This window comes from Alteromonas confluentis, assembly GCF_001757105.1.
Lineage (GTDB): Bacteria > Pseudomonadota > Gammaproteobacteria > Enterobacterales > Alteromonadaceae > Alteromonas > Alteromonas confluentis.
Genome location: NZ_MDHN01000029.1, coordinates 132,979 through 157,739 on the forward strand (window position 1 = coordinate 132,979; position 24,761 = coordinate 157,739).

Annotated in this window: 18 protein-coding genes; 12 read left to right on the top strand and 6 right to left on the bottom strand. The window is 50.2% G+C overall.

The window, feature by feature from the left end:
• Positions 1-120: 120 nt before the first annotated feature.
• The 4 genes from BFC18_RS12325 to BFC18_RS12340 all read right to left on the bottom strand — a co-directional run bounded on the left by BFC18_RS12325 (position 121) and on the right by BFC18_RS12340 (position 7,360).
• Positions 121-1,062: a histone deacetylase family protein gene (locus tag BFC18_RS12325; protein WP_070125859.1), complete on the bottom strand. Its 942-nt coding sequence runs from the start codon at positions 1,060-1,062 to the stop codon at positions 121-123.
• The gene (locus BFC18_RS12330) at positions 1,059-2,900 is read right to left on the bottom strand and encodes a GNAT family N-acetyltransferase (RefSeq protein ID WP_070125860.1); all 1,842 of its coding nucleotides are present in this window, start codon (positions 2,898-2,900) and stop codon (positions 1,059-1,061) included. Before BFC18_RS12330 ends, BFC18_RS12325 begins: the two co-directional genes overlap by 4 nt.
• A gap of 171 nt (positions 2,901-3,071) precedes the next feature.
• Positions 3,072-6,185, bottom strand: a complete 3,114-nt coding sequence (locus BFC18_RS12335) for an efflux RND transporter permease subunit (protein ID WP_070125861.1) — start codon at positions 6,183-6,185, stop codon at positions 3,072-3,074.
• 32 nt (positions 6,186-6,217) lie between these two features.
• A complete protein-coding gene (locus tag BFC18_RS12340; protein ID WP_070125862.1) occupies positions 6,218-7,360 on the bottom strand; it encodes an efflux RND transporter periplasmic adaptor subunit in 1,143 nt (380 codons plus the stop codon).
• 111 nt (positions 7,361-7,471) lie between these two features.
• On the opposite strand from BFC18_RS12340, the gene BFC18_RS12345 reads away from it, so the two are divergent.
• A complete protein-coding gene (locus tag BFC18_RS12345) occupies positions 7,472-8,095 on the top strand; it encodes a TetR family transcriptional regulator (RefSeq protein ID WP_070125863.1) in 624 nt (207 codons plus the stop codon).
• A 27-nt stretch (positions 8,096-8,122) separates the two neighbouring features.
• Here BFC18_RS12345 and BFC18_RS12350 read toward each other — a convergent pair whose 3' ends face one another.
• Positions 8,123-8,746: a DNA-J related domain-containing protein gene (locus BFC18_RS12350; RefSeq protein WP_083273055.1), complete on the bottom strand. Its 624-nt coding sequence runs from the start codon at positions 8,744-8,746 to the stop codon at positions 8,123-8,125.
• Between the two features lie 2 nt (positions 8,747-8,748).
• Positions 8,749-9,135: a YbaN family protein gene (locus BFC18_RS12355; RefSeq protein WP_139139010.1), complete on the bottom strand. Its 387-nt coding sequence runs from the start codon at positions 9,133-9,135 to the stop codon at positions 8,749-8,751.
• 184 nt (positions 9,136-9,319) lie between these two features.
• Here BFC18_RS12355 and BFC18_RS12360 point away from each other — a divergent pair, with 184 nt between their 5' ends.
• The 11 genes from BFC18_RS12360 (at position 9,320) to BFC18_RS12410 (ending at position 24,704) form a co-directional block, all read left to right on the top strand.
• Complete coding sequence (locus tag BFC18_RS12360; protein ID WP_070125865.1) at positions 9,320-11,443, top strand: marine proteobacterial sortase target protein; 2,124 nt, start codon at positions 9,320-9,322, stop codon at positions 11,441-11,443.
• Positions 11,436-12,071, top strand: a complete 636-nt coding sequence (locus BFC18_RS12365; RefSeq protein ID WP_083273056.1) for a class GN sortase — start codon at positions 11,436-11,438, stop codon at positions 12,069-12,071. Before BFC18_RS12360 ends, BFC18_RS12365 begins: the two co-directional genes overlap by 8 nt.
• Positions 12,072-12,234: 163 nt before the next feature.
• Entirely contained in the window at positions 12,235-13,782 is a 1,548-nt protein-coding gene (locus BFC18_RS12370; protein WP_245680375.1) for an ABC transporter substrate-binding protein, read from the top strand.
• Positions 13,779-14,720, top strand: a complete 942-nt coding sequence (locus BFC18_RS12375; protein ID WP_070125867.1) for an ABC transporter permease — start codon at positions 13,779-13,781, stop codon at positions 14,718-14,720. The genes BFC18_RS12370 and BFC18_RS12375 overlap by 4 nt, the downstream gene beginning before the upstream one ends.
• Positions 14,717-15,511 (top strand): ABC transporter permease, encoded by a 795-nt coding sequence (locus BFC18_RS12380; protein WP_070125868.1) that lies wholly within the window; start codon positions 14,717-14,719, stop codon positions 15,509-15,511. The genes BFC18_RS12375 and BFC18_RS12380 overlap by 4 nt, the downstream gene beginning before the upstream one ends.
• Entirely contained in the window at positions 15,511-16,914 is a 1,404-nt protein-coding gene (locus tag BFC18_RS12385; protein ID WP_070125869.1) for an ABC transporter ATP-binding protein, read from the top strand. The genes BFC18_RS12380 and BFC18_RS12385 overlap by 1 nt, the downstream gene beginning before the upstream one ends.
• Before the next feature lie 122 nt (positions 16,915-17,036).
• Complete coding sequence (locus BFC18_RS12390; RefSeq protein WP_211481026.1) at positions 17,037-18,749, top strand: DUF885 family protein; 1,713 nt, start codon at positions 17,037-17,039, stop codon at positions 18,747-18,749.
• Positions 18,750-18,783: 34 nt separating this feature from the next.
• Positions 18,784-20,223 (top strand): Na+/H+ antiporter NhaC, encoded by a 1,440-nt coding sequence (gene nhaC, locus BFC18_RS12395; RefSeq protein WP_070125870.1) that lies wholly within the window; start codon positions 18,784-18,786, stop codon positions 20,221-20,223.
• Positions 20,224-20,644: 421 nt separating this feature from the next.
• Positions 20,645-22,525: a prolyl oligopeptidase family serine peptidase gene (locus BFC18_RS12400; RefSeq protein WP_425388385.1), complete on the top strand. Its 1,881-nt coding sequence runs from the start codon at positions 20,645-20,647 to the stop codon at positions 22,523-22,525.
• A 150-nt stretch (positions 22,526-22,675) separates the two neighbouring features.
• Entirely contained in the window at positions 22,676-23,320 is a 645-nt protein-coding gene (locus BFC18_RS12405; RefSeq protein WP_070125872.1) for a GntR family transcriptional regulator, read from the top strand.
• A 136-nt stretch (positions 23,321-23,456) separates the two neighbouring features.
• Entirely contained in the window at positions 23,457-24,704 is a 1,248-nt protein-coding gene (locus BFC18_RS12410; protein WP_070125873.1) for an NAD(P)/FAD-dependent oxidoreductase, read from the top strand.
• Positions 24,705-24,761 lie beyond the last annotated feature (57 nt).

Sequence of the window (24,761 nt, forward strand, 5' to 3'; positions counted from 1 at the left end):
CGGTGCAAGAGGGTAAGCGGGTTCGGTAGCAAACCCGCGCCCCTCACAAAGCCGGAAAATCACGCCCCGCCGCGTTTGCGAATAGCTATGCGTCTCCCGAATCAGCCAGAGATATACGGCTCATGCCCCGCCGCGTTCCAGGGTGTCGCCTTGCAGGCCTTTAATGTGAGCAACGACAGAACGGGCTAGTGCGCTTTGGTTGTAGCCGCCTTCCAACGTACTGACTATGCGACCATGACACACCTCATCTGCCACTTTGCGTAGTTCTGCGGAAATCCACTTGTAGTCATCTTCCCGTAATCGCAGGTGGGCCATGGGATCTTCAGCGTGGGCATCGAAGCCTGCAGAAATCAGGATCAGTTCTGGCTTGTAATTTCGTAGTGCATCAAACCAGTAATTCACTTTTTCGCGAAATACCTCACCGGTACAACCCGCGTCCAGTGGCACACCCTGAATATTACTGGCTGACACGGGCGAACCGCTGTGGGGATAAAACGGATGTTGAAACGACGAGAACATCATAATGCGTTCATCACCTGCAATGATGTTTTCCGTACCATTGCCGTGGTGCACATCAAAATCCACAATCGCCACCCGGTTTAACCCGTGATGGTGCAAGGCATAGCGTGCTGCTACAACAACGTTGTTAAAGAAACAAAACCCTTGTGCTGACGCATATTCGGCATGGTGACCCGGCGGACGCACTGCACAAAATGCCTGTCGGTCTTCCCCTGCCATTACCCAGTCCACCGCATCGACTCCTGCCCCTGCCGAGTACAACGCCGCACTTAAGGTAATTGGGGTCATACCGGTGTCGTCTTCTACCCACACCAGGCCGGTTTTCGGGGCGCGTTCAAATACACTGTCTACATAGTACGGATCGTGAGCCAAGGCCAGGTATTCCCGTTTGCAGGGTTTCACATCGGCATGTTCACAAGTCATTTCTAATCCCGATGACAATAGCTGATCATCGATGGCGTACAGGCGGTCTGGCGATTCCGGATGGTCATGCCCTACATCATGATGAATGCAGTCTTTGCCGCGAAATATCCTTACTGTCACGCTTCCTCCTCTAGCTTCAATTCAAGCTCCACATCACTTGGGTCGCTGGAAAACAAGCGCTTGAATCCGGCGTTTTCAAATATCGCAATCATGGCTTTGTTTTCGGCTCGCACATAGGCCAGCATCCTGCGCATTTTGCGGGCGCGGGCTATATCAATAAGACGTGACAGCAGTAGCTTCGCCATGCCTTTACCCTGCTGATTTTCCCGTGTGACAAAAGCCGCCTCACAGGAGTTATCTGCTGGATTAAAATAAAAACGCCCTACCGCATGAATCATGATCCGCGAACCTTCCTGACGAACGATGCACAGCGCCGCATCGGTACGCTGATCAACACTCACCAAATTACACGACTTCTCCCGGGACATTTGCTTCGGATCGTAGTTGTAACGCAAGCGCAGGGTTTCTTTCGTATGAGAATAGAAAAATTCTTGTAACCGACGTTCATCGGCCGGGTTGAGCGGTCGCAAATAATAGGTATCCCCCTGAATCACCAGCTTTTGCAGCTGAATCGCGCCAAGCTCTGCGATATCTGTGGGGTACTTTTCCTGATAATGAGGCACCCAATAGTTCTTGCGAACTTCTTCGAGCAACTGGCCGCGAAATTTTGGATGGGCAACACGAATAAGTTCCAGTGCTCGCTCGCGAATACTCTTACCTCGTAGCGCCGCTACACCGTATTCGGTTACCACGTATTGCACGTTTCCGCGGCTGGTCACTACGCCCGCCCCTTCGGAGATACAAGGCTTGATACGAGATACCGTTTCGCCCTTGGCAGTAGAGGGTAAAGCAATAATCGCTTTCCCACCTTTGCTCATCGACGCGCCACTGACAAAATCCACCTGACCGCCAATACCACTGTAAAAGTCATGCCCCAATGAATCCGCCACCACCTGGCCGGTTAAATCGACTTCCAACGCACTATTAATCGCTACCATGGTATCGTTCTTGGCAATGTTCGTTGGCTTGTTCACGTAACTGCTGGGATAAAACTCAATGTGGGGGTTTTTATCAATGTAGTCATACAGACGACGGGTACCAATCGCAAAACTGGTGACAAGCTTACCCGGGTGGAAGGTTTTCTTACGGTTGGTAATCGCGCCAGACTCGATAACTTCAATAATGCTGTCGGTTAGCATTTCACTGTGAATACCCAAATCTTTATGATGCAGCAAATACTTGAGCGTCGCACTGGGGATTTTACCAATACCGAACTGCAAGGTTGAGCCATCTTCTACTAGCATGGCCACATACTGGCCAATCCGCTCTGTAATGCTGTCGATGGGCGGCGGCGCCACTTCTACCAATTCCTGATCACTTTGGATACAAGCGGTAATTTCACTGATATGAATATAGGAATGCCCAGAGGTACGGGGCACCATGTCATTAATCTGCGCGATGACCACATCGGCGTTACGCACTGCCGACATACAGATATCTACCGACGCGCCCAGCGAACAGTAACCATATTCATCTGGCGGACTGACATTCACCAGCGCTGCATCCAACGGCAAGGTGCCGTCACTGAACAGGCCCGACATTTCAGACAGGAAACAAGGGGTATAGTCTGCCCGGCCTTCATCTACCGCCCGGCGAACTTCTTCGCCGCCGATGAAAAAGGTGTTCACTTTAAACAGCTGGCGGTGTTTTTCACTGGCCCAGCGGGTATCGCCCAGCGCCAGCATATGGACCATTTCGATATCGCTAAAACCTGTACTGTGATCGATCAGGTCCTGGATGAGTGCATAAGGCACCGACGCGTTGCCACCGACGAATACACGGCAACCTGATTTGATTAACTGATTCCAGACTGGTTTAGGAGGTAAAGCCACAGCCATTTTGCGTTCCTCGCATCATAACGTTGTACAGCCAATAGCGGCATCTTGCCACATTCTGCCCTAAAGGTGTTGATCGCGATTAACATTTAACAGAAATAGCCAAACAGAAAAAATCACCCCGCGAAATGCGGGGTGATACGATGAATTATGATTTTGCGTTTCTAGCCAGAGCTAGCTTTCCTCGTGAGGTTGACGCTTGGCACCGAAGTACTTCACCACCATCACATAGAACATAGGCACAAAGAAGATTGCCAGGAAGGTAGCGGCAAACATCCCCCCCATTACTGCAATACCAATGGCGTTCTGACTTTCTGCACCCGCACCGCTGGAAATTGCCAGTGGCGTCACACCCAGAATGAAGGCCATTGAGGTCATCAAAATCGGGCGGAAACGCTGTGATGCGGCTAACGAAACAGCTTTAATCAAGTCCATGCCTTCGTCGTACTGCTCTTTCGCGAACTCAACAATAAGAATGGCGTTCTTTGCAGCCAGACCCACCGTGGTCAGGAAAGCAACCTGCAGGTATACGTCGTTGGGTAAGCCGAAGATGAAAGCGGCGACCACAGAACCGAGAATACCCAGAGGTACCACCATCAGTACCGCAAACGGTACCGACCAGCTCTCATACAATGCTGCAAGACACAGGAATACGACCAGGATTGACATGGCGTATAGCATAGGTGCCTGTGAACCAGCTTCCTGCTCTTCATATGACAAACCAGACCATTCCAGCGCGAAGCCTGGCGGCAACTGCTTCACCAGTTTCTGCGCTTCAGCCATAGCTTCACCAGAAGAGATACCGGGAGACGGGCTACCCTGAATATTTACCGATGAAACACCGTTGAAACGTTCCAGTTTAGGCGAACCATAGTTCCACTCGACTGACGAGAACGCATTGAACGCTACCATGTCACCGTCGCCGTTGCGCACGAACCATTTTTCCAGATCTTCTGGGTCCATTCGGTATGGCGCATCCGCTTGCATATAAACACGCTTGATTCGGCCGTTATCGATAAAGTCATTTACGTAAGCTGAACCCCAGGCAATGCTGAGTGTATTGTTGATATCACTTAACGAGACACCTAACGCCGACGCTTTTTCACTATCGATATTAATCTTAAACTCAGGTACATCGCTCAAACCGTTCGGGCGAACACCAGTCAGTTTGGGATTCTGTGCGGCCATGCCCAGGAACTGGTTACGAGCATTCATTAATGCTTCGTGACCATTCGCACCACGGTCGACTAACTGGAAGTCGAAACCGGTCGCGTTACCCAGTTCACGAATGGGCGGTGGCAGAATTGGGAATGCACTGGCATCCTGAATTTGCGATAGAGCGCCAAATGCCTGATTGATAATAGCGAAAGCACTTTGTGATTCATCGCGCTTCTCCCAATCGACTAAGTGCGCAAACGCCATACCGGAGTTCTGAGCGGCACCCGTGAAACTAAAGCCTACGATGGTAAACATGTCTTTAACCATGTCACCTTTCTGGTCGAGGAAGAAATCTTCAACGGTTTTCATCGATTCCAGTGTACGGCCAGCGGTTGAACCCGGAGGCGCATTCACCAACACCATTACCCGGCCCTGATCTTCATCTGGCAGGAATGAACCTGGTAGTTGGGTGAAAATGAATCCCATACCACCCACTAGCACAACGTAAATCAGCAGGAAGCGTTTGATTTTTCCAGCCATGCCAGTAGCAGCACGTTCGTAGCCGTCGCGGCCTTTGTTGAAATTGCGGTTAAACCAACCGAAGAAACCGGTCTCTTTCTTGTTCAGTACATCCTTTTTGCGCAGCAGCGACATACACAGTACTGGCGATAAGATAATCGCAACCAATACAGAGAAGCCCATTGCCGCAACGATAGTGATAGAGAACTGGCGGTAAATAGAACCTGCAGAGCCGCTCATAAATGCCATTGGTATAAATACCGTGGAAAGCACAACAGCAATACCCACCAGCGCACTGGTGATTTGGCCCATGGATTTCTTGGTTGCTTCTTTGGCGTCCAAGCCTTCTTCTTCCATGATCCGCTCGACGTTCTCTACCACCACGATAGCATCATCAACCAACAGACCAATGGCCAGAACCATGGCAAACATAGTGAGCACGTTGATGGTAAAACCAAACGCGTACAGCACCGCGAAGGTACCCATCAGTACGACAGGTACGGCAATGGTAGGAACCAGGGTCGCGCGCCAGTTTTGCAGGAACAGCAGCATCACGAAGAATACCAGCACGATGGCTTCAATCAGTGTTTTTACCACTGACTCAATGGACAGTTTAATGAATGGCGAGCTGTCTACCGGGTAAACCACTTCCACACCTTCAGGCAGGTCTGGCGCCATCTCAGCTACTTTCGCTTTCACGGCTTCAATGGTATCCAGTGCGTTTGCGCCGGTCGCCAACGATACCGCCATACCCGAGGCAGGCTGACGGTTATATCGGGCAATATAGCTGTAGTTCTCAGAACCCAGTTCAACCCGGGCAACGTCTTTAACACGCACTTGGGAACCGTCGGTGTTCACACGCAATACGATGTTTTCGAAATCTTCAACGGTGCGCAAGATAGACTGCGCAGTAATGGTGGCGTTAATTTGCTGACCTTCTACTGCTGGCATACCGCCTAACTGGCCCGCAGAGATATCGGTATTCTGGGTCTGAACCGCGCTTTGTACGTCTACAGGGGTCATGTTGTAGCTGTACAGTTTTTCAGGGTCCAGCCAGATCCGCATAGAGCGCTGCGCACCGAATACACGAACATTACCCACACCATTGACCCGCGAAATCGGGTCCTGGAAGTCAGACACTAACAAGTCGCTGAGATCAAACTGGGAGAGATTCCCGTCTTTAGAATAGAAGCCAACTACCACAGCAAACGCGTCGTTAGATTTATTCACGACAACACCTTGCTGCTGCACCGGATTCGGTAACAGCGACATGGCGCTTTGCACTTTGTTTTGCGTTTGAACCTGCGCCGTGTCTGGGTCTGTACCAGGCTCAAAGGTTAGCGTAATAGTCATCCGCGTGTTTTCACTGCTGGCAGTGAAGTAACGGAGGTTATCGATACCCGTCAGATTTTGTTCAATGATCTGGGTTACCGTGTTCTCAATGGTTTCAGCGGATGCCCCCGGATATTGCGCCGTAATGCTTACCGTAGGCGGCGCTACCTTGGGATACTGTTCAATGGGGAGCCCTTGTATAGACAGGAGACCAGCCATCATTGTGATGATGGCTAATACCCAGGCAAATACAGGACGATCAATAAAAAAACGTGCCATAAAAAATGTGTTCCTGCCTTAATTAATCGCGATTACTGATTGTTCTGTGACTGCCAAGGTTTTGCATTTACCTGCATGTCGGGCTGCACTTTCTGGTATCCGGTGACGATGACTTTCTCACCGCTATTGATACCAGACTTCACGATGTATTGATCTTTGTAGGTATCACCCACAACAATCGTTTTGGGCACAACTTTGCTTTCGCCATTTACCGTCATAATACCAATCGAACCATCTGGCTGACGGGTAGTAGCGCGCTGAGGAACCAGCAATTCATTGGAATTACCCAGCATTACCGTTGCCTTAACAAACAAGCCAGGCATTAACAGAGAATCGGGGTTAGGGAATTCAGCACGAAGAGCTACCGCACCGGTAGTTTCATCAACCGTCACCTCCGAGAACTTGAGTTTGCCGTCGTGTTCGTAAGATTCGCCAGTGATTTCATCAAGGATAAGTTTTACCGGAAGCGAGCCGTTTTGCTGCATGGCTCTGCGTAACGTAAGTACGCTCTTACCGCTTTGTTGCATATCGACAAACACCGGATCTAACTGGGTAATCGTTGCCAGTTGTTGGGTTTGACTAGCGGTAACCAGTGAACCAACGGTGATATAACTGCGGCTTATCTGACCACTAATTGGCGCATAAACCTTCGTAAAATCAAGATCAACCTGAGCCAGATCTACCGCTGCCTGGGCTACGCTAATCTGCGCTTCGGCTTGTTGTGCTTGTGCCAGCGCATCATCATATTCCTGCTGACTTACCGCGTTTCGGGTAAGTAGATCTTTATAACGATTAGAGCGTGCTTCTAAGGTTTTCAGGTTGGCTTCTGCACTTTTGAGATCAGCTTTGGCGCTGGCCAATTGGGCGGCATAGCGGGCGTCATCAATTTGATAAAGCTGCTGACCTTTTTCTACCTGCGCCCCTTCTTCAAACAGACGCTCGGTCAGTACACCCTCAACCTGCGGACGTACTTGCGATTGTTGCATTGGGCTAACACGACCAGGAAGTGTGACCAGATGTTCAACAGGCTGATTTTGCACAGTGACTACTGAAACCGTGGGTGCCGGTTGCTGACCTGCACCTGCCTGTGCAGCCTGTTGTTCACTCTGATCCGAACAGCCACCGACAATAGCCAGAGCGATAGCCGTGACGGTAGTTAACAAAAGTTTTTTCATAACAGTGAGTCTTCCTGATTCAGCCTGAAAGGCTGGACAATTGTGCAATAAAAGTTTACTTTCTTAAAGATACGTTCTTGTATGTATGTTGTCAATCTCGTGGAGAATCCTATGCGCAGAACAAAAGAAGATGCCGAACTCACTAAACAGGCCATTTTAAAAGCGGCCGTGGACGTCTTTTCAGAGCGTGGCGTTGCCAAAGCATCCCTTGAAGAAATTGCGCGCAGAGCAGAAGTGACAAGGGGTGCCGTTTATTGGCACTTCAAAAACAAAATGGAGATCTTCGACGCGCTTCACGACAGTCTACATACTCCATTTATTGAGCGAATCATGGAAGGTTTGGAAGCTGAACACCCGAATCCTGTCGGCCAATTACAGGAGCTTTGTACCAATATTTTTTTAGACCTCGACAGAGATATTCAGCAACGTAAAGCACTTACGCTTTTCTTGTTAAAATGTGATTACAGTGGCGAGCTGGAATGCCGCCAGGAAGAACAAGTCAAAGCGAAAGCAATAAAAATGCAAGCCTTCGCAGGTTATTACAAACGCGCTATCAAATTGGGTCACATTGCCGATGATATTAGCGCAGAAGATTACACGATTGCTATGAGCTGTTTCATGCGCGGCGTATTACACGAATACTTGGAAGCGCCTGAAGAATTCGACATGCAAAAGCGCGCCCCCATAATTATGAAGATTTACTTTGGCGGGTTGCGTACGCCTTCGCATTCATAGGTCAGAGCAACCTACTCAATACGACGCTCAGCAATGGCTGATGAGCACTTCATAGGCCCATACCAATTGGCGGGAATGGGTGTTATCTCCGCCTTTGTCAGGGTGATGAAGGTGCTGCAGTCGACGATAGTGCTTTTTCACTAATGTTCTGTCGAGAACAGTCTCCTCGCTGATTTCCAGTAATGCTCTGGCTTGTGCCATTTCGCCCGAAGTGACAACCGGTGTAGCTGCCCTCCCCATTTTCACCCAGAAACCCGCAATCAATTCGTCGACATCCTCACGCTGGGTGGCGTCCAGATTATTCCAGTCTAGATAGTACACTCTGAGTGGATCAGGGAGCGTGAGTCGGTTTGAAAGATCTTGTGCGGGCAGCAACACAATATTGGTAGCCAGAATGTCCAGCCAGCCTTTCCCTTCCTTGGCCCATTGCACCTGCAGGGTATACAGTAAATTGAACAGCACGAAATGACATTGAAACAACAACAGGTTGTCTCGCAGTGCTTGCTCGTCTAACAGTTCAAACGGGGGCTTCTGTAACCTTGATATCAATGTGAACTCACTGATGCCATTGCGGAAATCCGCCTCCAAAGACTCAAGCGCCTGGTAAAGCGCCCGCAAAGCCGGGTCGTTATGAGAGCGGTTGGTACTCATTGTTAGCTGCCGGTTGCCGGTGGTGGCTCCGGTAATCGCCACAACCAGATAAGGACTGTCAGCATTACAATATCAGTTCCAACCATCACCCAGGTTGGCGTACTGCTGAACGCCATAATGACTGCGGATATCGACATGCCGATAGCTGCGGCGTATTTCGCCCGTCGCGGCATACAACGCCCATTACGCCAGTGATGAATAATCGGCCCGGTGACTTTATGGTTATCCAGCCAATGTGCCAAAGATGGCGAACTTCTGGCAGCCAACCAGGCTGCAATGAGCACAAAAACCGTGGTTGGCATGCCCGGCACCACCACGCCAATAAAGCCCAGAGTAAGGCTGATCCCTGCTCCCAGCATTAACAACCAGCGATAAGGTGCTGTAATCATACTGCTTTTAGGTTTTTGGGATGGGGTCATAGAAGCCGGTAGCCGATAATACGATAACAATGAGTCTGCTACTCACTTTACTCCATAATTCGCCTTAATTCATTTCCTGTTCGCCATAACTGTTCGCTGGCATCGCCAGAATCCTTTGCTGAAATGGCATGACATCAGCCAAGGAATCACACACATGATTAAAAAACGGATCCCCAGAGACCTTATCTTCGACCCCTACCCTAAACGCAAACCTGCCGTATTTAGGCGCTTCCTGGTTCTGCTAATAGTGGGGCTGAGCACAGCAATCGCCGCCTTATACGTGAAGGCAGAGGGCGATCCAGAGAACGCCCCTGTTGTTGATGCAGGTGCGCTCACAGCGTATGCCAATAACGGCCTGAGAGCAGATGTACTGCACCTGAATACCCATGCCGACATAAAAATAAATGGGCTATTGGTAGATGTTATTTATCACCAGCGGTTTAAAAATCGCTCCGATGAATGGGTGAATGGCGTGTACACCTTTCCCTTGCCAGAAAATGCAGCGGTGAACGACATGACGATTCGAATTGGCGAGCGCATAATCAAAGGCGAAATAAAAGAACGTGCCGATGCCCGAAAAATTTTCGAAAAAGCCGTGAAAGAAGGTCGCCGGGCGGCACTGACCGAACAACAACGGCCAAATTTGTTTACCCAACGTATTGGCAATATTCCTCCTGGTGAAGAAATTGAAGTCACACTCCGCTTTTTGGATATAGCCCGTTTTCAGCGAGATCATTTCAGCTGGCGTCTGCCCACCACACTAACGCCCCGTTTTGTTCCTGGCACGCCACTGCAACTGGCAGACACCCCCGTTGAGGTAGTGAATTCACAGCTATCCGGATTTGCAGGTTGGGCACTGGCTACCGATGAAGTGGATGACGCGCCACTTATTACACCACCCATCGCCACCGCATCATCAGGCCACAGCAACCCTCTGTCGCTAACCGTATCTCTTCAGGCAGGACTCGAACTTGCTCGTATTGACGCCCTGTATCATCAACTAGATATCCGCAAAGAAGCCCAAGGACATCATATTTATTTAAAAGAGGGGCAAAGTGAAATGGACCGGGACTTCGTGTTGCAATGGTCACCGGTTGCTTCTGCTTCCCCCACTGCCGCCTTATTCCAACAGCAATTGGGTAACGAAAAATACGCCATGTTAATGGTAATGCCTCCGCAACATCCCCAGCCGCAAGCATTACCCAGAGACATCATTTTCATTATCGACACGTCTGGCTCAATGCAGGGACAATCCATCGTTCAGGCCAAGGCCAGTCTTCAATTAGCGGTTAGCAAGTTAACGCTAAACGACCGCTTTAACGTGATCGCATTTAACGACCGTCCTCTGTCGATGTTTGCTTCGCCGCAGATAGCCGACGAAGCCACCACTCGCATGGCCAAAGGCTGGATTGCCGCACTGCAAGCCGAAGGCGGTACGCAAATGGCACCGGCACTCTCTGCCGCCTTTATGCAATCGGACGAGCCGGAGCGTTTGCAGCAGGTGGTATTTATCACCGACGGTGCTGTGGGTAATGAAAGCGCCCTGTTCTCACAAATAAAAGCGCAAGCTAAACAAAAGCGCTTGTTTACCGTGGGTATCGGTTCAGCACCGAACAGCTACTTCATGACAAAAGCTGCAGAATATGGACGGGGCACATTTGAATATATTGGCGACGTGTCTGAAGTGAACCAACGTATGAACCGTTTGTTCGACCGATTGAACGGCAGTGTGGCCAAGAACATCAGCATTGGCTGGCCACAGGACGCTGAATTGTTCCCGGCCAATGTACCGGATTTATATCGTGATGAGCCGGTGTTATCTTTTGCACGACTAAGCGATATGCCATACACGGTAAGCGTATCCGGCGAGACCGCTTCCAAGAAGTGGCGGCGTTCAGTAAGCAGCGAGCAGGTCACCAACACTAACGGGATTGGTGCCCGCTGGGGAAGAAAGAAAATCGCGCATATTGAAGATCTTGGACGCAACGGAGAACTCAGCGAAGATACCGTCAAATCGCAGATCATTGATGTTGCGTTGACCCATCGACTGCTTTCCCGCTTCACCGCTTTTGTTGCAGTAGATACGCAAATAGCCAGAAACGACAGCGCATTACGCCCTCCTTTGCGCGCTGTTGTTCCCAACATGCTCGCCCAAGGGCAGCAGTTGGCCTACCCGCGCACGGCAACCCGGGCACAACTGATGCTGTGGATAGGCGCGCTTTGTTTGCTGGCGGGTCTGGGAATTCTGCTGGTTCAGTGGAGACATCGCCATGATTAAGTTGCCTTTTGCTGGCAAGGCCACGCCTGCGGGCCTGCTGTCAGCCATCTTCCTAGCAGCGGCACTGCTGTGTTTTGGCGACAGTTTATGGATATCAGGCAAAGCTGTTGTTGCTCAGGTGCTAATTAAAGGAGCCTGGGAAGATACGCTTGAAACCGGCGCCGAACAGAAGCCCTGGGCATGGGCAGATACCTGGCCCGTTGCGGCGATTCACTTTCCATCGCAGAATGAAAAATTGTATGCGCTAGCGGGCAGCCACGGCAGCAGCCTGGCGTTTGGCCCGGGACACCTCGATGGTACCGCCTTACCCGGCGAGCAGGGAACCAAAGTTTTCAGCGCGCACCGTGACACCCATTTTCGCTTTCTGGAGCACGTTGCCATTGGCGAAGTGTTTAACATTCAACAGAAAGACGGGCGCTGGCAGCACTATCGTGTTGCTGACACCCGCATTGTGGACATCGACAGCGCTCCCTGGGTGATTGACCCCGCATCAAATGAAGTGCAGCTTATCACCTGTTACCCCTTCAACAGCGTGGCACCGAATCCCACAAAACGTTACATCGTCGTCGGTCTACCGATACCTCCGGCGTCGGAACGGGGCAGACAATTAGCCAGATTACGCATGTAGTTCTGACGGTGAAGAAATGTGATTGCACTCTTTGCGATGCATTAATCCTACGTATTCCACCCCATAGCACAACACATTGAACGGCTGCATACTGGGTTTAACTCCGCGGATTTGTCATACTCCGCGGTGATTTTTCCTCGCTTCACTTTTTGGAATGCCCAGTTTGCCAGCCGTATTTTCTTTTCGCCTTATCGTTATCGTGTTTACCACTTTACTTTCGCTTACTGCCTGTACGCCACCGCGCTCACCGGACAAAATAGTGATTAGCGGCCCTTTCGAGCCGGTTAGTTATGACCCGGCCAGTTCGGGTTACATCTTCTCTCGCATGCAGGTTATTGAAACACTCGTTGATGTAAATGATGACGGTACGCTACGACCAGGTTTGGCGACGGGCTGGCAGAGCAATGATGACTTTAGCGAATGGACGTTTCATTTGCGCGAAGGCGTAAAGTTCCACGACGGCAGTACAATGAATGCAGAGGTCGTACGCAAAAGTCTCGCGGTCGCATTTGGGAAACCGGTGCCTTTCGACGCCAGTTTAGTAAAAGACATCACCATTCCAGACGCCCATACCGTTGTATTTACACTCAGTCAGCACTATCGCCCGTTTCCGTCTTTGATGTCTAATTACACCATGGCTATTTTGTCACCGGCCTCCTTCGGGAAATTTAACCGCATGACGGCGCTCATTGGCACAGGGCCCTATAAAATTACTGACTTCCAACCTCCCCACAACATTTCAACGATTAGGTTCGACGACTACTGGGGACGCCCCGGCACAATTAAAGAAGTGGAATACATTACTGGCCACCGCTCTGAAACGCGGGCTCTGATGGTAAAAACGGGTCAGGCGGATATTGTTTATAATCTCGATCCTGCCGCGGTGGAAATGCTGAAATCAGACGATTCTGTATCTGTGTTCAGCGAACTCATTCCCCGCACCACACTGATTAAATTGAATCTGGATGATCCAATACTGGCGGATAGGTCAGTACGTCAGGCGTTGAGTTTGGCCCTCGACCGTACCGGTATCGCCAGCGGTATCCTGCGCGTTCCCGGCATTGAGGCCAATCAGCTATTTGGTCCAGGCATGGGCGTTTGGCATATGGATGATTTGCCACCCCCTTCGCAATCTTTAAAGCAGGCGAAAGCGCTGCTCGAACAGGCTGGTTGGCAACTCGCCAACGACGGCGTACGTTATCGTAACGGCAAGTCGCTTGAGATGAACATGATCACTTACGCTAACCGGCCTGAGCTCATCATCATCGCCACCGCGATTCAGGACCAGTGGTCGCAGGCTGGTGTGAAACTTAATGTGCATATGGAAAATTCCAGCGCTATTCCTTCAGGTCACACCGACGGCACCTTACAAACTGCATTAATGGCCCGTAATTTCGCCAATATCCCCGACCCTCTCGGCATCCTGCTGGCCGACTTTACCAGCGAACAGGGTGGTGAATGGGGGCCGATGAATTGGCAAAACCCATCACTCTTTTCACGCATTGAGCAAATTGGCCGGGAAACCAGCGAGGCTTCACTTCCCGCGCAGGCCCGTGACGTTATTCGCACTATTAATGACGATCTCCCGCTCATTCCAGTGGTGTATTACATGCAACATTCAGCGGTATCCGACCGCTTGCAACACTTTAGCTTTGACCCCTACGAGCGTTCATTTCGCATTGCTGACCTGCAAATCAGGAGCGAGCCGTGAAGCGCATTCTGTTGAATCGCCTGCTCCAGGCCATTTTAATGATGTGGAGTGTGGGTACCCTTACTTTTATTCTGGTGCGTTTGTTACCAGGAGATATGGCTTACAAAATTGCCGCTGGGCGCTATGGCGATGACGCCGTAAGCACGGCCGCGGCGAATGCCGTGTCGGCAGAATTAGGGCTAGATAAGCCCGCGTTTCAGCAATATCTGCACTGGCTCTGGGATTTACTTTCGTTGGATTTAGGCAACAGCCTGGTATCCGGCGCCCCCATTATTGTAGAGTTACAAAATCAGCTTAGCTTCACCCTGGTACTGGCCGGATGCGCTATTGTGGTGGCTGCGTTGATTGCGTTTCCACTGGGCATGTTTTGTGGCGTTAAGGCCGACAGCGGATGGGACAGAGCCTCGCTGACCATGTCGACCTTTGTGCGTTCGCAACCTGTATTTTGCCTGGGACTCTTGCTGATTTTTCTGTTTGCTATGGAGTTGAACTGGTTTCCCGTGGCCGGGTACGGTGGTGCGCCTTACGCAATTTTACCCGTTCTTACGCTGGCGATCAGTTTAGCGGCGGTGTCCAGCAGAGTTGTCCGCAACAGTACCCGAACCGCCGTGAATTCAGCGTGGTTTGAGTTCTCCCGAATCAAAGGTCTTTCATCCCGTCGCGCATTCGTTCGCCATGCACTGCCGAACATCTTACTGCCAGCCCTGGCCTTCATGGGCATTCAATTAATTGGCCTTATTGAAGGCGTGATCATGATAGAAAGCCTGTTTGCCTGGCCGGGTATTGGCCATGGCCTTTCCCACGCGGTTTTCGCCAGAGACATTCCCATGTTGCAAGGCACAGCACTGGTAATGGGGTTCTTGTTTGTACTGATTAATGCGCTGGTAGACGTGAGCTATTACTTGCTCGACCCAAGACAACAGGAGGTCCAGTCATGACCTTCATCGGCAAACTGTCTACGCAGCAACGCACAGGTGCAGTCATTTTAGGTTGTCTTGCCCTGTTTGCAGTGGCTGAAATGTTTCTGTTCTCAATAGATGGTAACCAACAATTTCTTGCGCAGGCATTTGCATCACCAGACTGGCAGGCACCGCTGGGGCGAGACCAGTTCGGCCGCAACATGTTTGCCCGACTGGCAGGCGGATTACGTATTTCCTTCACACTGTCCCTTGTTTGCGTTGTCACCTCTGCGGTGCTTGGCGTACTTGCCGGTGTCGCAGCCGCCTGGCGTGGTGGCTGGTTCGACAACGTGCTGAATTTTTTCGCTAATACCATTTTGGCGTTACCAGGACTGGTGCTGATTTTAGTGTTTGCCGCCGTCGTCCCTGGCTCCTTTGTGATGATTTACCTGGCGATTTCATTGGTGCTCTGGGTGGAATACTTCCGTTTGGTGCGGGCAATTGCGTTGAATCAGGTAGCCAGTCCGGCATTGCAGTCTTCGATGCTGATGGGGTTTGGCAAATTCTACTTGTTCCGCCGCCATATCTGGCCTGCATTGAAAGCCGATGTGTTCTCCCTGGCAGCGTTTGGTGCAGCAACCTCGGTGGTAGCCATGTCGTCTGTGGGTTTTGTTTACGTAGGTTTAAAACCACCCACACCGGAACTTGGCCTGATGATTGTTGAATTATTCCCGTATTACCACGAAGCGCCCTGGTTGCTGTTAGAACCAATAAGCCTGTTGTTTCTGATTGTGCTTGGCTTTCATTTGCTGGCGGGGAAAGCACGCTAATGAAGCGCATTGAAGTTACGAACCTCGCTATTCACTCTTCAGAAGGCGTGATCATAAACAACTTGTCACTTTCCGTATCGGAGAATGAATCGCTAACCATTCTGGGTGAAACCGGCTCAGGGAAAAGTCTTCTGGCATTGGCTATTCTGGGGAATTTACCGCCGATGCTAACCGTATCAGGTTCGGTTAAAGTCGATGGTAAAGAAATGCTGGAAATGCCAGCGTCAGAGGCGGCTTCTTTATGGGGAACAACCCTGGTTATGCTGCCCCAGGAACCTTGGCGGGCACTCAGTCCACTGATGAAAATAAAGCATCAGATTGCCGAAGTATTTCGCTATGTGAAGCGCGCCACACCCGCTACAGCTAGCGAAGATACCCATCAATTATTGGCAAAAGTCGGGCTGGAGCAACATGCGCCAAAAGTCCCCGCTCAACTTTCAGGTGGCATGGCGCAGCGCACGGCAATAGCCTGTTCCGCAGCCACAGGGGCCGACATTGTTCTTGCCGATGAGCCCACTAAAGGGCTCGATACCGCCCGAAAAGATGACATTATTGCGTTACTGAAAGCCCGTAAAGCAAAGGGGTGTTTGCTTACCATCACTCACGATGTACAGGTTGCCAAAGCTTTGGGCGGTAAAACCCTGGTTATGCAAAGAGGTGTGGTAGTTGAAAGCGGAGATGCAGAGAAAATTTGCTCGCAGCCAGATTCCGCCTATGCCAGAGCACTTATCAACGCGGCGCCGGAAAACTGGCCGCACCAGGAAAAACAAACAAACACGTTTTCACCGCTGATATCAGTGAAAAACCTCTCGTTAGCGCGAGGTAACCAAACGCTTCTAGAGCAGGTGAATTTTGAAATCGGGGCTGGCGAGGTTGTTGGTCTGTATGGCGACAGCGGAAGCGGAAAGTCCTCCCTTGCCGATGCCCTGCTAGGTTTACTCCCCGTGAGCGGCGAGATTCGTTTTCATCAACCGCTGGCGCGTCATGAAAAACTGAAACTCTATCAAGATCCTCCTGCAGCATTTAGCGAGGAAGCGACCTTACGAACACTACTTCACGATATTATTAAGCTACATAAACTAAACCCGCCGCCGCTGGATAAACTGGCGCTTGAACTCGGACTCACGCCAAATTTGCTCGATCGCACAGCCACAGAAGTGAGCGGCGGCGAGCTACAGCGCATTGCGCTACTGAGGGCGATGTTATTAAAACCGAAGTTTCTGGTAGCAGACGAGCCGACTTCCCGACTCGACCCTATCACTGCAGAAAAGGTCACCCGGTTGCTCATCGCTAAAGCCAGAGAAATGCATTGCGCCTTGCTGTTTATCAGTCATGATGTTCATCAGTTGAATAACGTCTGCGATAGGGTGATTGCGATCTCGGATTTATCGCACAAAGCCTGAATCCGGTTAAGTAGCGGTTCTCTACGGTTAACGACACTTTTCTGAACCAGGCCTGTGTTGCGCCAAAACAATATATAGTATACGGTATTATTTATCCCATAATAATTAACCAAGGATATACCGTGGTAAAGTTGAAGCGAACTCTTATAGCAGCCTGTACTGCTGCCCTTTTCTCTAGCCTGGCTCAAGCCAGCGAAATGGGAGATACCGTAAGTGCCTTTCAGGCAGACCAACGCGCTATAAGCAATTTTTACCGCGTACATGAAAAAGCCAGTTATTATCAGCGGGAGTTGGCTTTGCTTCAGGACTGGCAGGCAAAACTGGAAGGCCTTTCATTTGATGAAATGGACCAGGAAGCTAAAGTCGACTACTTGTTGCTTAACGCAAAAGTCAAAGATCTACTTATAAGCACGAAAAATGCGTACAAGGGATATCAGGACGTTGCCGCCGTCGCAAACTTTGCCTCACCATTGTATGCATTTATCGATGCCCGACGACGAGGCGCAAGACCGGATGCCAAGCAACTGGCCGCCGACTTTGCCCATGCAGTAAAGGCGATAAATACTCAAAAGGCAAAGCAGGAAAAGTCACCTTACAACGATTGGCAGAAAGCTGATAAAGCCGCAAAGGTTATTCTCGACCTTAAGAGCGGGCTCGAAGAAGCGATTCACTTTTATAACGATTACGACCCGCAATTTACCTGGTGGATGGAAACCCCCATCAACGATCTCATCAACAACCTCGACAGATACGCCACCTTCCTTGCCGAAAACTACACCAGCGATACCACAAAGGATGATGGCAGCGGCATTATTGGCAACCCCATTGGCAAGCAAGCCCTAATCGATCAGCTTCGCGCCTCTTTTATCGCTTACGACCCTGAAGACCTGATAGACATTGCTAAAGAGCAATTTGACTGGTGCAAAGAGCAAATGATTCTGGCATCCCGGGAAATGGGCTACGGTGATGACTGGAAGGCCGCACTCGAAGCAGTGAAAGACACCTATGTGCCGCCTGGTGAACAACCGCAAACCATTAATGACTTGCTTGAGCATTCAGTAAAATTCGTTGAAGACCGCGACCTGATCACCCTACCACCACTGGCAAAAGAAACGTGGCGAATGATTATGATGACGCCGGAACGCCAGAAGGTTAATCCGTTCTTCACCGGTGGACGCAATATCAGTATCTCGTACCCAACCGAAGGAATGACCCATGCCGACAAACTCATGAGCATGCGCGGAAATAATCCAAACTTTTCGTACCCTACCGTTCAGCATGAGTTACTGCCGGGCCACAACCTGCAATTCTTTATGAATCAACGCCACAAGCCGTATCGCGAGGCATTCCGCAACCCTTTCTGGACCGAAGGATGGGCACTGTACTGGGAAATTATCTTGTGGGATAAAGATTTTGCTACCACACCAGAACAAAAAATGGGCATGCTATTCTGGCGAATTCACCGCTGTGCCAGAATCATGTTCTCACTGCAATATCATCTTGGTGAGATAACACCTCAGCAAGCCATTGATATGCTGGTAAATGAAGTGGGTCATGAGTACGCTAATGCAGAGGCAGAAGTTCGCCGTTCATTTGCCACTAACTATGTCCCTCTTTATCAATTGGCATATATGATTGGTGGCTTGCAGTTCAATGCTTTGCGTAACGAAATGCTTGCCAAAGGCTGGACAGAAAAGCAGTTCCACGACCGGGTGATGCAAGAAAACACAATGCCCATTGAGGTATTGCGTTTGCTGATTCAAGAAAAGGATTTTGATCGTGATTACGAAACGCAGTGGCGCTTTTCGACCAGTTTCACCAGTGACGACAAGTAAAATCCCCTATTAATAATAACAATAAGAGGTGTCTATGCAGCAGTCTCACCGACTCCCGACCATTATGGAAATTGTGGTCATTGCAGCAGGTATAATTGGCGCGATTTTTCTGTTTGTTCAGGTTCTCGCCCTGCCCATTCAATTAGCGTTGATTACCGCGTGGTTCATAATTATTGCCATGGGAAAACGGCTGGGACTCAGCTACGAACAAATGCAGGCCGGGCTCTGCAAAGGGATCGGCCACGGCATGGAGGCCATTCTGGTACTGGTGGCGGTAGGCGCGCTCATTGGTAGCTGGATGGCAGGCGGCATTGTGCCGAACATCATTTATTCGGGTTTATCGATAATGAACCCGCACATTTTCCTTTTAGCCGCTTTCATTATTTGTGCGGTGACGTCTCTGGCGACAGGCACGTCGTTCGGTACCATTGGTACCGCAGGGATTGCCATGATTGGCATTGGCGCAGGATTTGGTTTGCCATTACCTTTAGTCGCTGGCGCCGCAATTTGTGGTGCTTATGTGGGCGATAAGCTTTCCCCACTGTCAGATACTACCGTAATGACAGCATCCTTATGCAGAGTGCCGCTCACTTCTCACATTCGCTCGATGCTGTATGTCAGTGTGCCTGCGTTTATCATTGCCGGTGTGCTGTTCCTCATAGCAGGATACGTTCTTGCCCATAATGGCAGCACGGCACAGGCGCAGCAAGTCATGAACGCCATCGCCGCCGAGTACACCATTGCATGGTATATGTTGCTACCCGCCGCTGCAGTCGTTGCTTTATTAATCATGAAGCTTCCATCGGTTCCCGTCATTTTTTTCGGTGCCGTTCTCGGCGTGGTTTGGGCCATTATGTTCGAAGGCATGGATGCAATCAGCGCCATTTCTACTCTCTACGGTGGCAACCACATTAACTCTGATGTGGACTTCATTAATATTTTGCTTAACCGCGGCGGCATTACGTCTATGCTGGAAGTGATTTTACTGGTTATGCTGGCGCTGGGATTAGGTGGCTTAATGGAGGTAACCGGTGTGCTGTCGAGCATTTCAGCGGGCCTTGAACGTTGGGCTACTAACACCGGACGACTCGGCGTTTCTACGTTGTTTGCAGGTTTTCTGGGCAACGTATTGGGTGGCGCAGCCTATGTGTCACTGATCACCGCAACCGCACTGACAGGTAAGAACTACGACAAAATGGGCGTTGATCGCCGCGTATTGTCGCGCAATACCGAAGCGGGCGGCACACTCACTACGCCTATGGTGCCGTGGACAGATGGCGGCGTGTTTATGGCAACCACACTGGGCGTCGCTACCACCACCTATTTACCTTTCTTGTGGTATCACTTTGCTGTTTTGATTATTTCCGTGTTTTACGGTTATGCTAACTGGTTTAGTTTTGCTAAAGACCAACAACAAAAACAACAACCTGAAGCACCAGCAACAGTGAATGAACTACAAAGCTCGTCAAAATAATTAAGACAAGGACGAACCCATGAAAAAGCTATTCGGGGCAACGATTGCCATTTCTCTAACACTCAGTGTTACTGCGGCCCCGCTAACAAAAAGTGATTTTGATGCATCGGTAAAACTACGGGAAAACTGGATCACCAAAACCCGGGATCTGATGTTTCCTGTTTCGTGGCTGAACGAAAAACATGAATTTGCCTACCGTCAGTCCGTTGAGGGCGGCTTTGGTTACTTTGTTCAACATGCTGAAACGGGAAAAATCCGCCCCGCATTCGATCAGGAAGCATTGGCGCAAGCACTCAGTAAGGCCGCCGGTGAAGAGATGTCAGCCTTAATGTTGCCGTTTGAAACCTTCCGATTTAACCACGACGAAACCGCCATTCAGTTTTCCTTACACTACGAGCCCTGGGAATGCGAACTGGCCACAATGCATTGCGCGGAGCGCTCCTTTGGCGATGCCCGCCCCCGGGGTTTTGGGGTAGTTCGCGATTTACGGGTCAGTCGGGCCGACGCCGTGATCACCTCTGGGAATGGAGAACTGAACGTCACCGAGGACGGATACAACCTGCTGATTTCAGACGCCAACGGTAATCAGTTATACCGCACCACCGATGGCGTAAAAGATAATTTTTACGACATCGACTCTATTAGCTTTTCCCCCGATGGCCAGGCACTGAGCACCATGAAAGTGGTTCCTGGAGAGCCTCGCTATGTCACCCGGGTGGTGTCTTCTCCCGAAGATCAGGTGCAACCCAAAGTTGTTACCCAGCTCTACCCAAAACCTGGCGATAAGGTAGATTTCGATCAACCCGTCATTATTGACTTAAAGACGAAAAAGCAATTTGTCATCGCCCCCGATCGTATTCCTGGTGCATACGAAATGAGGATCTATGGTTGGCATAAAAACAGTGACAGCATCATTGTTCGTTACCTTCAGCGCGGCCACCAGCGGGAAGAAATGTTGCAAATGGATCGTAGCAACGGCGCCGTGCATGCCATGGTCAGCGAAACAGCCGAGACTTTCATATACGGCTGGACCGGCTTTTTCCACGATGTAGACAACGCCGGTAAGGAAATCATCTGGCGCTCGGAACGTGATGGCTGGGCCCATTTGTACCTGATTAATGGTGAAACCGGCGAAGTGAAACAGCAAATCACTGAAGGGGAATTTGTCGTACGTGATGTGCAGAAAGTAGATGAAGAAAATCGTCAGATTTATTTCTCTGCCAACGGTATGAATAAAGATGAAGATCCGTACTTCATACACGACTACCGGATTAACTTTGATGGCACCGATCTGGTTGCGCTTACGCCAGAAAAGGCGAATCACGAGGTTTATTTTTCCGACGACATGCAATATTACATCGACATTTACTCACGAGTCGATTTGCCCAATATCACCAAGCTATATGAAACGGGCGAGGCCACACCAATCCGTACGGTAGCTGAAGCAGATATCAGCGAGCTGCTGGATGCAGGTTTTCAGTTTCCACAAACTTTTGTGGCCAAAGCCCGTGATGGAAAATCCGATATCTGGGGCTTAATTATCAAACCTCAGAACTTCGACCCAAATAAAACGTATCCGGTTATCGAGAATATCTACGCCGGCCCTCACGACAGCTTTGTACCCAAGTCGTTCTGGCCATTCGGTTATCACTCCGGCGGCGATAAGGTGATTGGCATGCAGGCGCTGGCCAACCTTGGGTTCATAGTGGTGCAGATGGACGGCATGGGCACTGCGAACCGCTCAAAAGCCTTTCACGATGTAGCCTGGAAAAATCTGGGTGATTCGGGTTTCCCTGATCGCATTCTTTGGCACAAAGCGGCCGCGGAAAAATACCCCTGGTATGACATTTCAGGCGGTGTGGGTATTTACGGCGGTTCAGCGGGAGGCCAAAGCACCCTGGGAGCACTAGTGTTCCATCCTGAATTTTATAGCACAGGCGTCGCTTTCGCCGGATGCTTTGATAACCGCATGGACAAAATTGTCTGGAATGAACAATGGCTTGGCTACCCGGTTGATGAAAGCTATGTGGCCTCATCTGGCACCGAGCATGCGGCCAATATGACTGGCGATCTCTTTATCATCGTCGGTGAGCAAGACAGTAACGTTGATCCGGCTTCTTCCATGCAGGTGGTCAATGCGCTGATAAAAGCAGGTAAAGACTTCGACTTGCTGGTCATTCCTAACGGTGAGCACTCGGCTGGGCGTTCAACCGGGCCGGTGGATTATGCGCAGCGTCGTCAATTTGCGTTTTTTGTCGAAAAGATGAAGCAGCAGCGTACACCTAACTGGAATAAACAATAATCCGCTTCAGTCTGAGCTATGGCTGGGGGATTTTTATTTCGCTGCAGGATGCGCCCTTAGACAGGTAAATGTTATACTGTATGCGTTAATGCTAAATTCCCTGGCCAACTGACCTGCCTAATCCGGTCAGAAAAGGAGTGATAAAAATAAATGGCTATCGTTGTTAAAACGCTTTCCGAGCAAGCCTATGAGATCATACGAGAACGTATTCTCTCAAATGATATGCAGCCGGATAAACCAATCAGGCAGGACGCACTTTCTCAGACATTAGGCGTAAGTAAAATCCCACTTCGGGAAGCACTTACCCGTCTGGAACATGATGGATTATTAATTTCTCATCCCAATCGTGGTTTTCTGGTTCGCCCATTAACGGTAAACGAAGCCGAAGATGTGTTTGATTTGCGACTGAGTCTCGAGCCAGACGCCGCTGCTGAAGCATGCAAAAAGGCCTCTGATGAGCAACGCGAAAAGGTAAAAGAGATCTTTATCGACTTGCAAAACCATGCCGATGAATGCTCTCCAGAGGCGGTTACTGTTAACAGCGCCTTTCACCTTGCACTCACTGAAATGCCGGACAAACCGGTCACACAGGTGCTGTTAGAACGGCTACACTTGCTCAGCGAGCGTTATGTTCGCATGCATTTAGAGCCGCCCAACCGCGAGGCAAATGCGTTTCGTGAGCACCAGGAAATTTTTGATGCCTGGATGGCAAGAGATGGCAAAGCAGTTAAAAAGCTGCTTAAAGCACACACCAAAGGCACGCTCGAAGACTTACGCGAGCAAATTCCCTCCTGAAGAAACCGGCATCTGCCGGTTTTTTTGTGTCTTCTGATTCAATTACCTCGAATGTCATTCAACTTGTTACACGCTATTGCCCGCTTCGCACTGATTTTATATAGTATACAATCTACAATATTCAATCAGAGGTCTTATGAAGTCTGTCGCAATTATTGGCGGTGGTATTATTGGTCGAATCAGCGCCTTTGTGCTGTCAGAGCAGGGTTATCAGGTAACGGTTTTTGACAGTAGTCAGGAACTGACCGCCCCCTCGTGGAATAATGCCGGGCATATAGCCGTTGAACAGGTCACCCCGCTTTCTTCATACGCCTCTATTCGTACCGCTCCCAAACGTCTTTTCAGAGTAGGTGGTGCACTGGATTTCAACTTGTTTTCGCCGGGCGTAGCAAGCTGGGTTTGGCGCTATCTTCGTGCATCATCGCCTTCACGCTTCAAGGCCGGTACCGAAGCACTGGCTTCACTGGTTAATCAGGCTGAGACTAGCTGGCAAGCGCTGACAACCCGTGCGCATGTGCCCGATTTATATCAAGGCACCGGACACTGGGTTGTGTGGGAATCTGCAGGCTCTGCAACCGCGGCTAGCCGTCACTGGTCCGGCTCTAACATCGGTAATGCGCAGTTTACCGCCCTCGCCCCCAGCCAGATGGAATTAGTCCGGCAGCGAACCCATGCGCACGTTGAAAACGGAATTGCTTTCAGCGGAACCGGCCGAATTACAAACTTGCCGCTGCTAGCAGATACCTTAAAAAAGGCGATTATCGATAATGGCGGCAACTGGGAAAATCGTGCTATTTCTCCGTTAACGCAAGCCAACGGGAAAGCAGTGATACCCGCTTTCGAGCGCGACTTTGATGCGGTAGTGATATGTGCTGGCGCAGCTTCAGGACGTTTGCTTCGACATATTTACCCTAACGTGCCGTTAATTGCCGAACGTGGTTATCACCTGGAAGTATCTTGCACCGAAGAAATGTGGCCATCAAACACCCCGCCACTGGTCTTTGAAGACCGCTCAATGATTGTTACGCGCTTCGCCAATACCTTGCGAGCCTGCAGTTTTGTTGAGTTCAGCGACTTGGATGCACCAGCAGACGAACGCAAATGGCAACGACTGCTCGAACATTGCAAAGCACTTGGTCTGCCCATTGGTGACGACGCTAAAAAGTGGATGGGTGCTCGCCCCACGTTACCCGATTATCTTCCTGCAATAGGTAAAAGCCAACGTGCCAGTAACCTCTATTATGCGTTTGGCCACCAGCACCTCGGACTCACCTTAGGCGCCATTACCGGCGAAAAACTGGCAGCAATGATCACTGGCAACCCTAGCCAAAGCGAGCTGAAACCCTTTGATATTGAGCGATTTAAGATCCGCCGAATGAATTAATCAGATCAATGGGTTGTTTTTATATCGTATACTATATAATATCTACGATAAATCAGT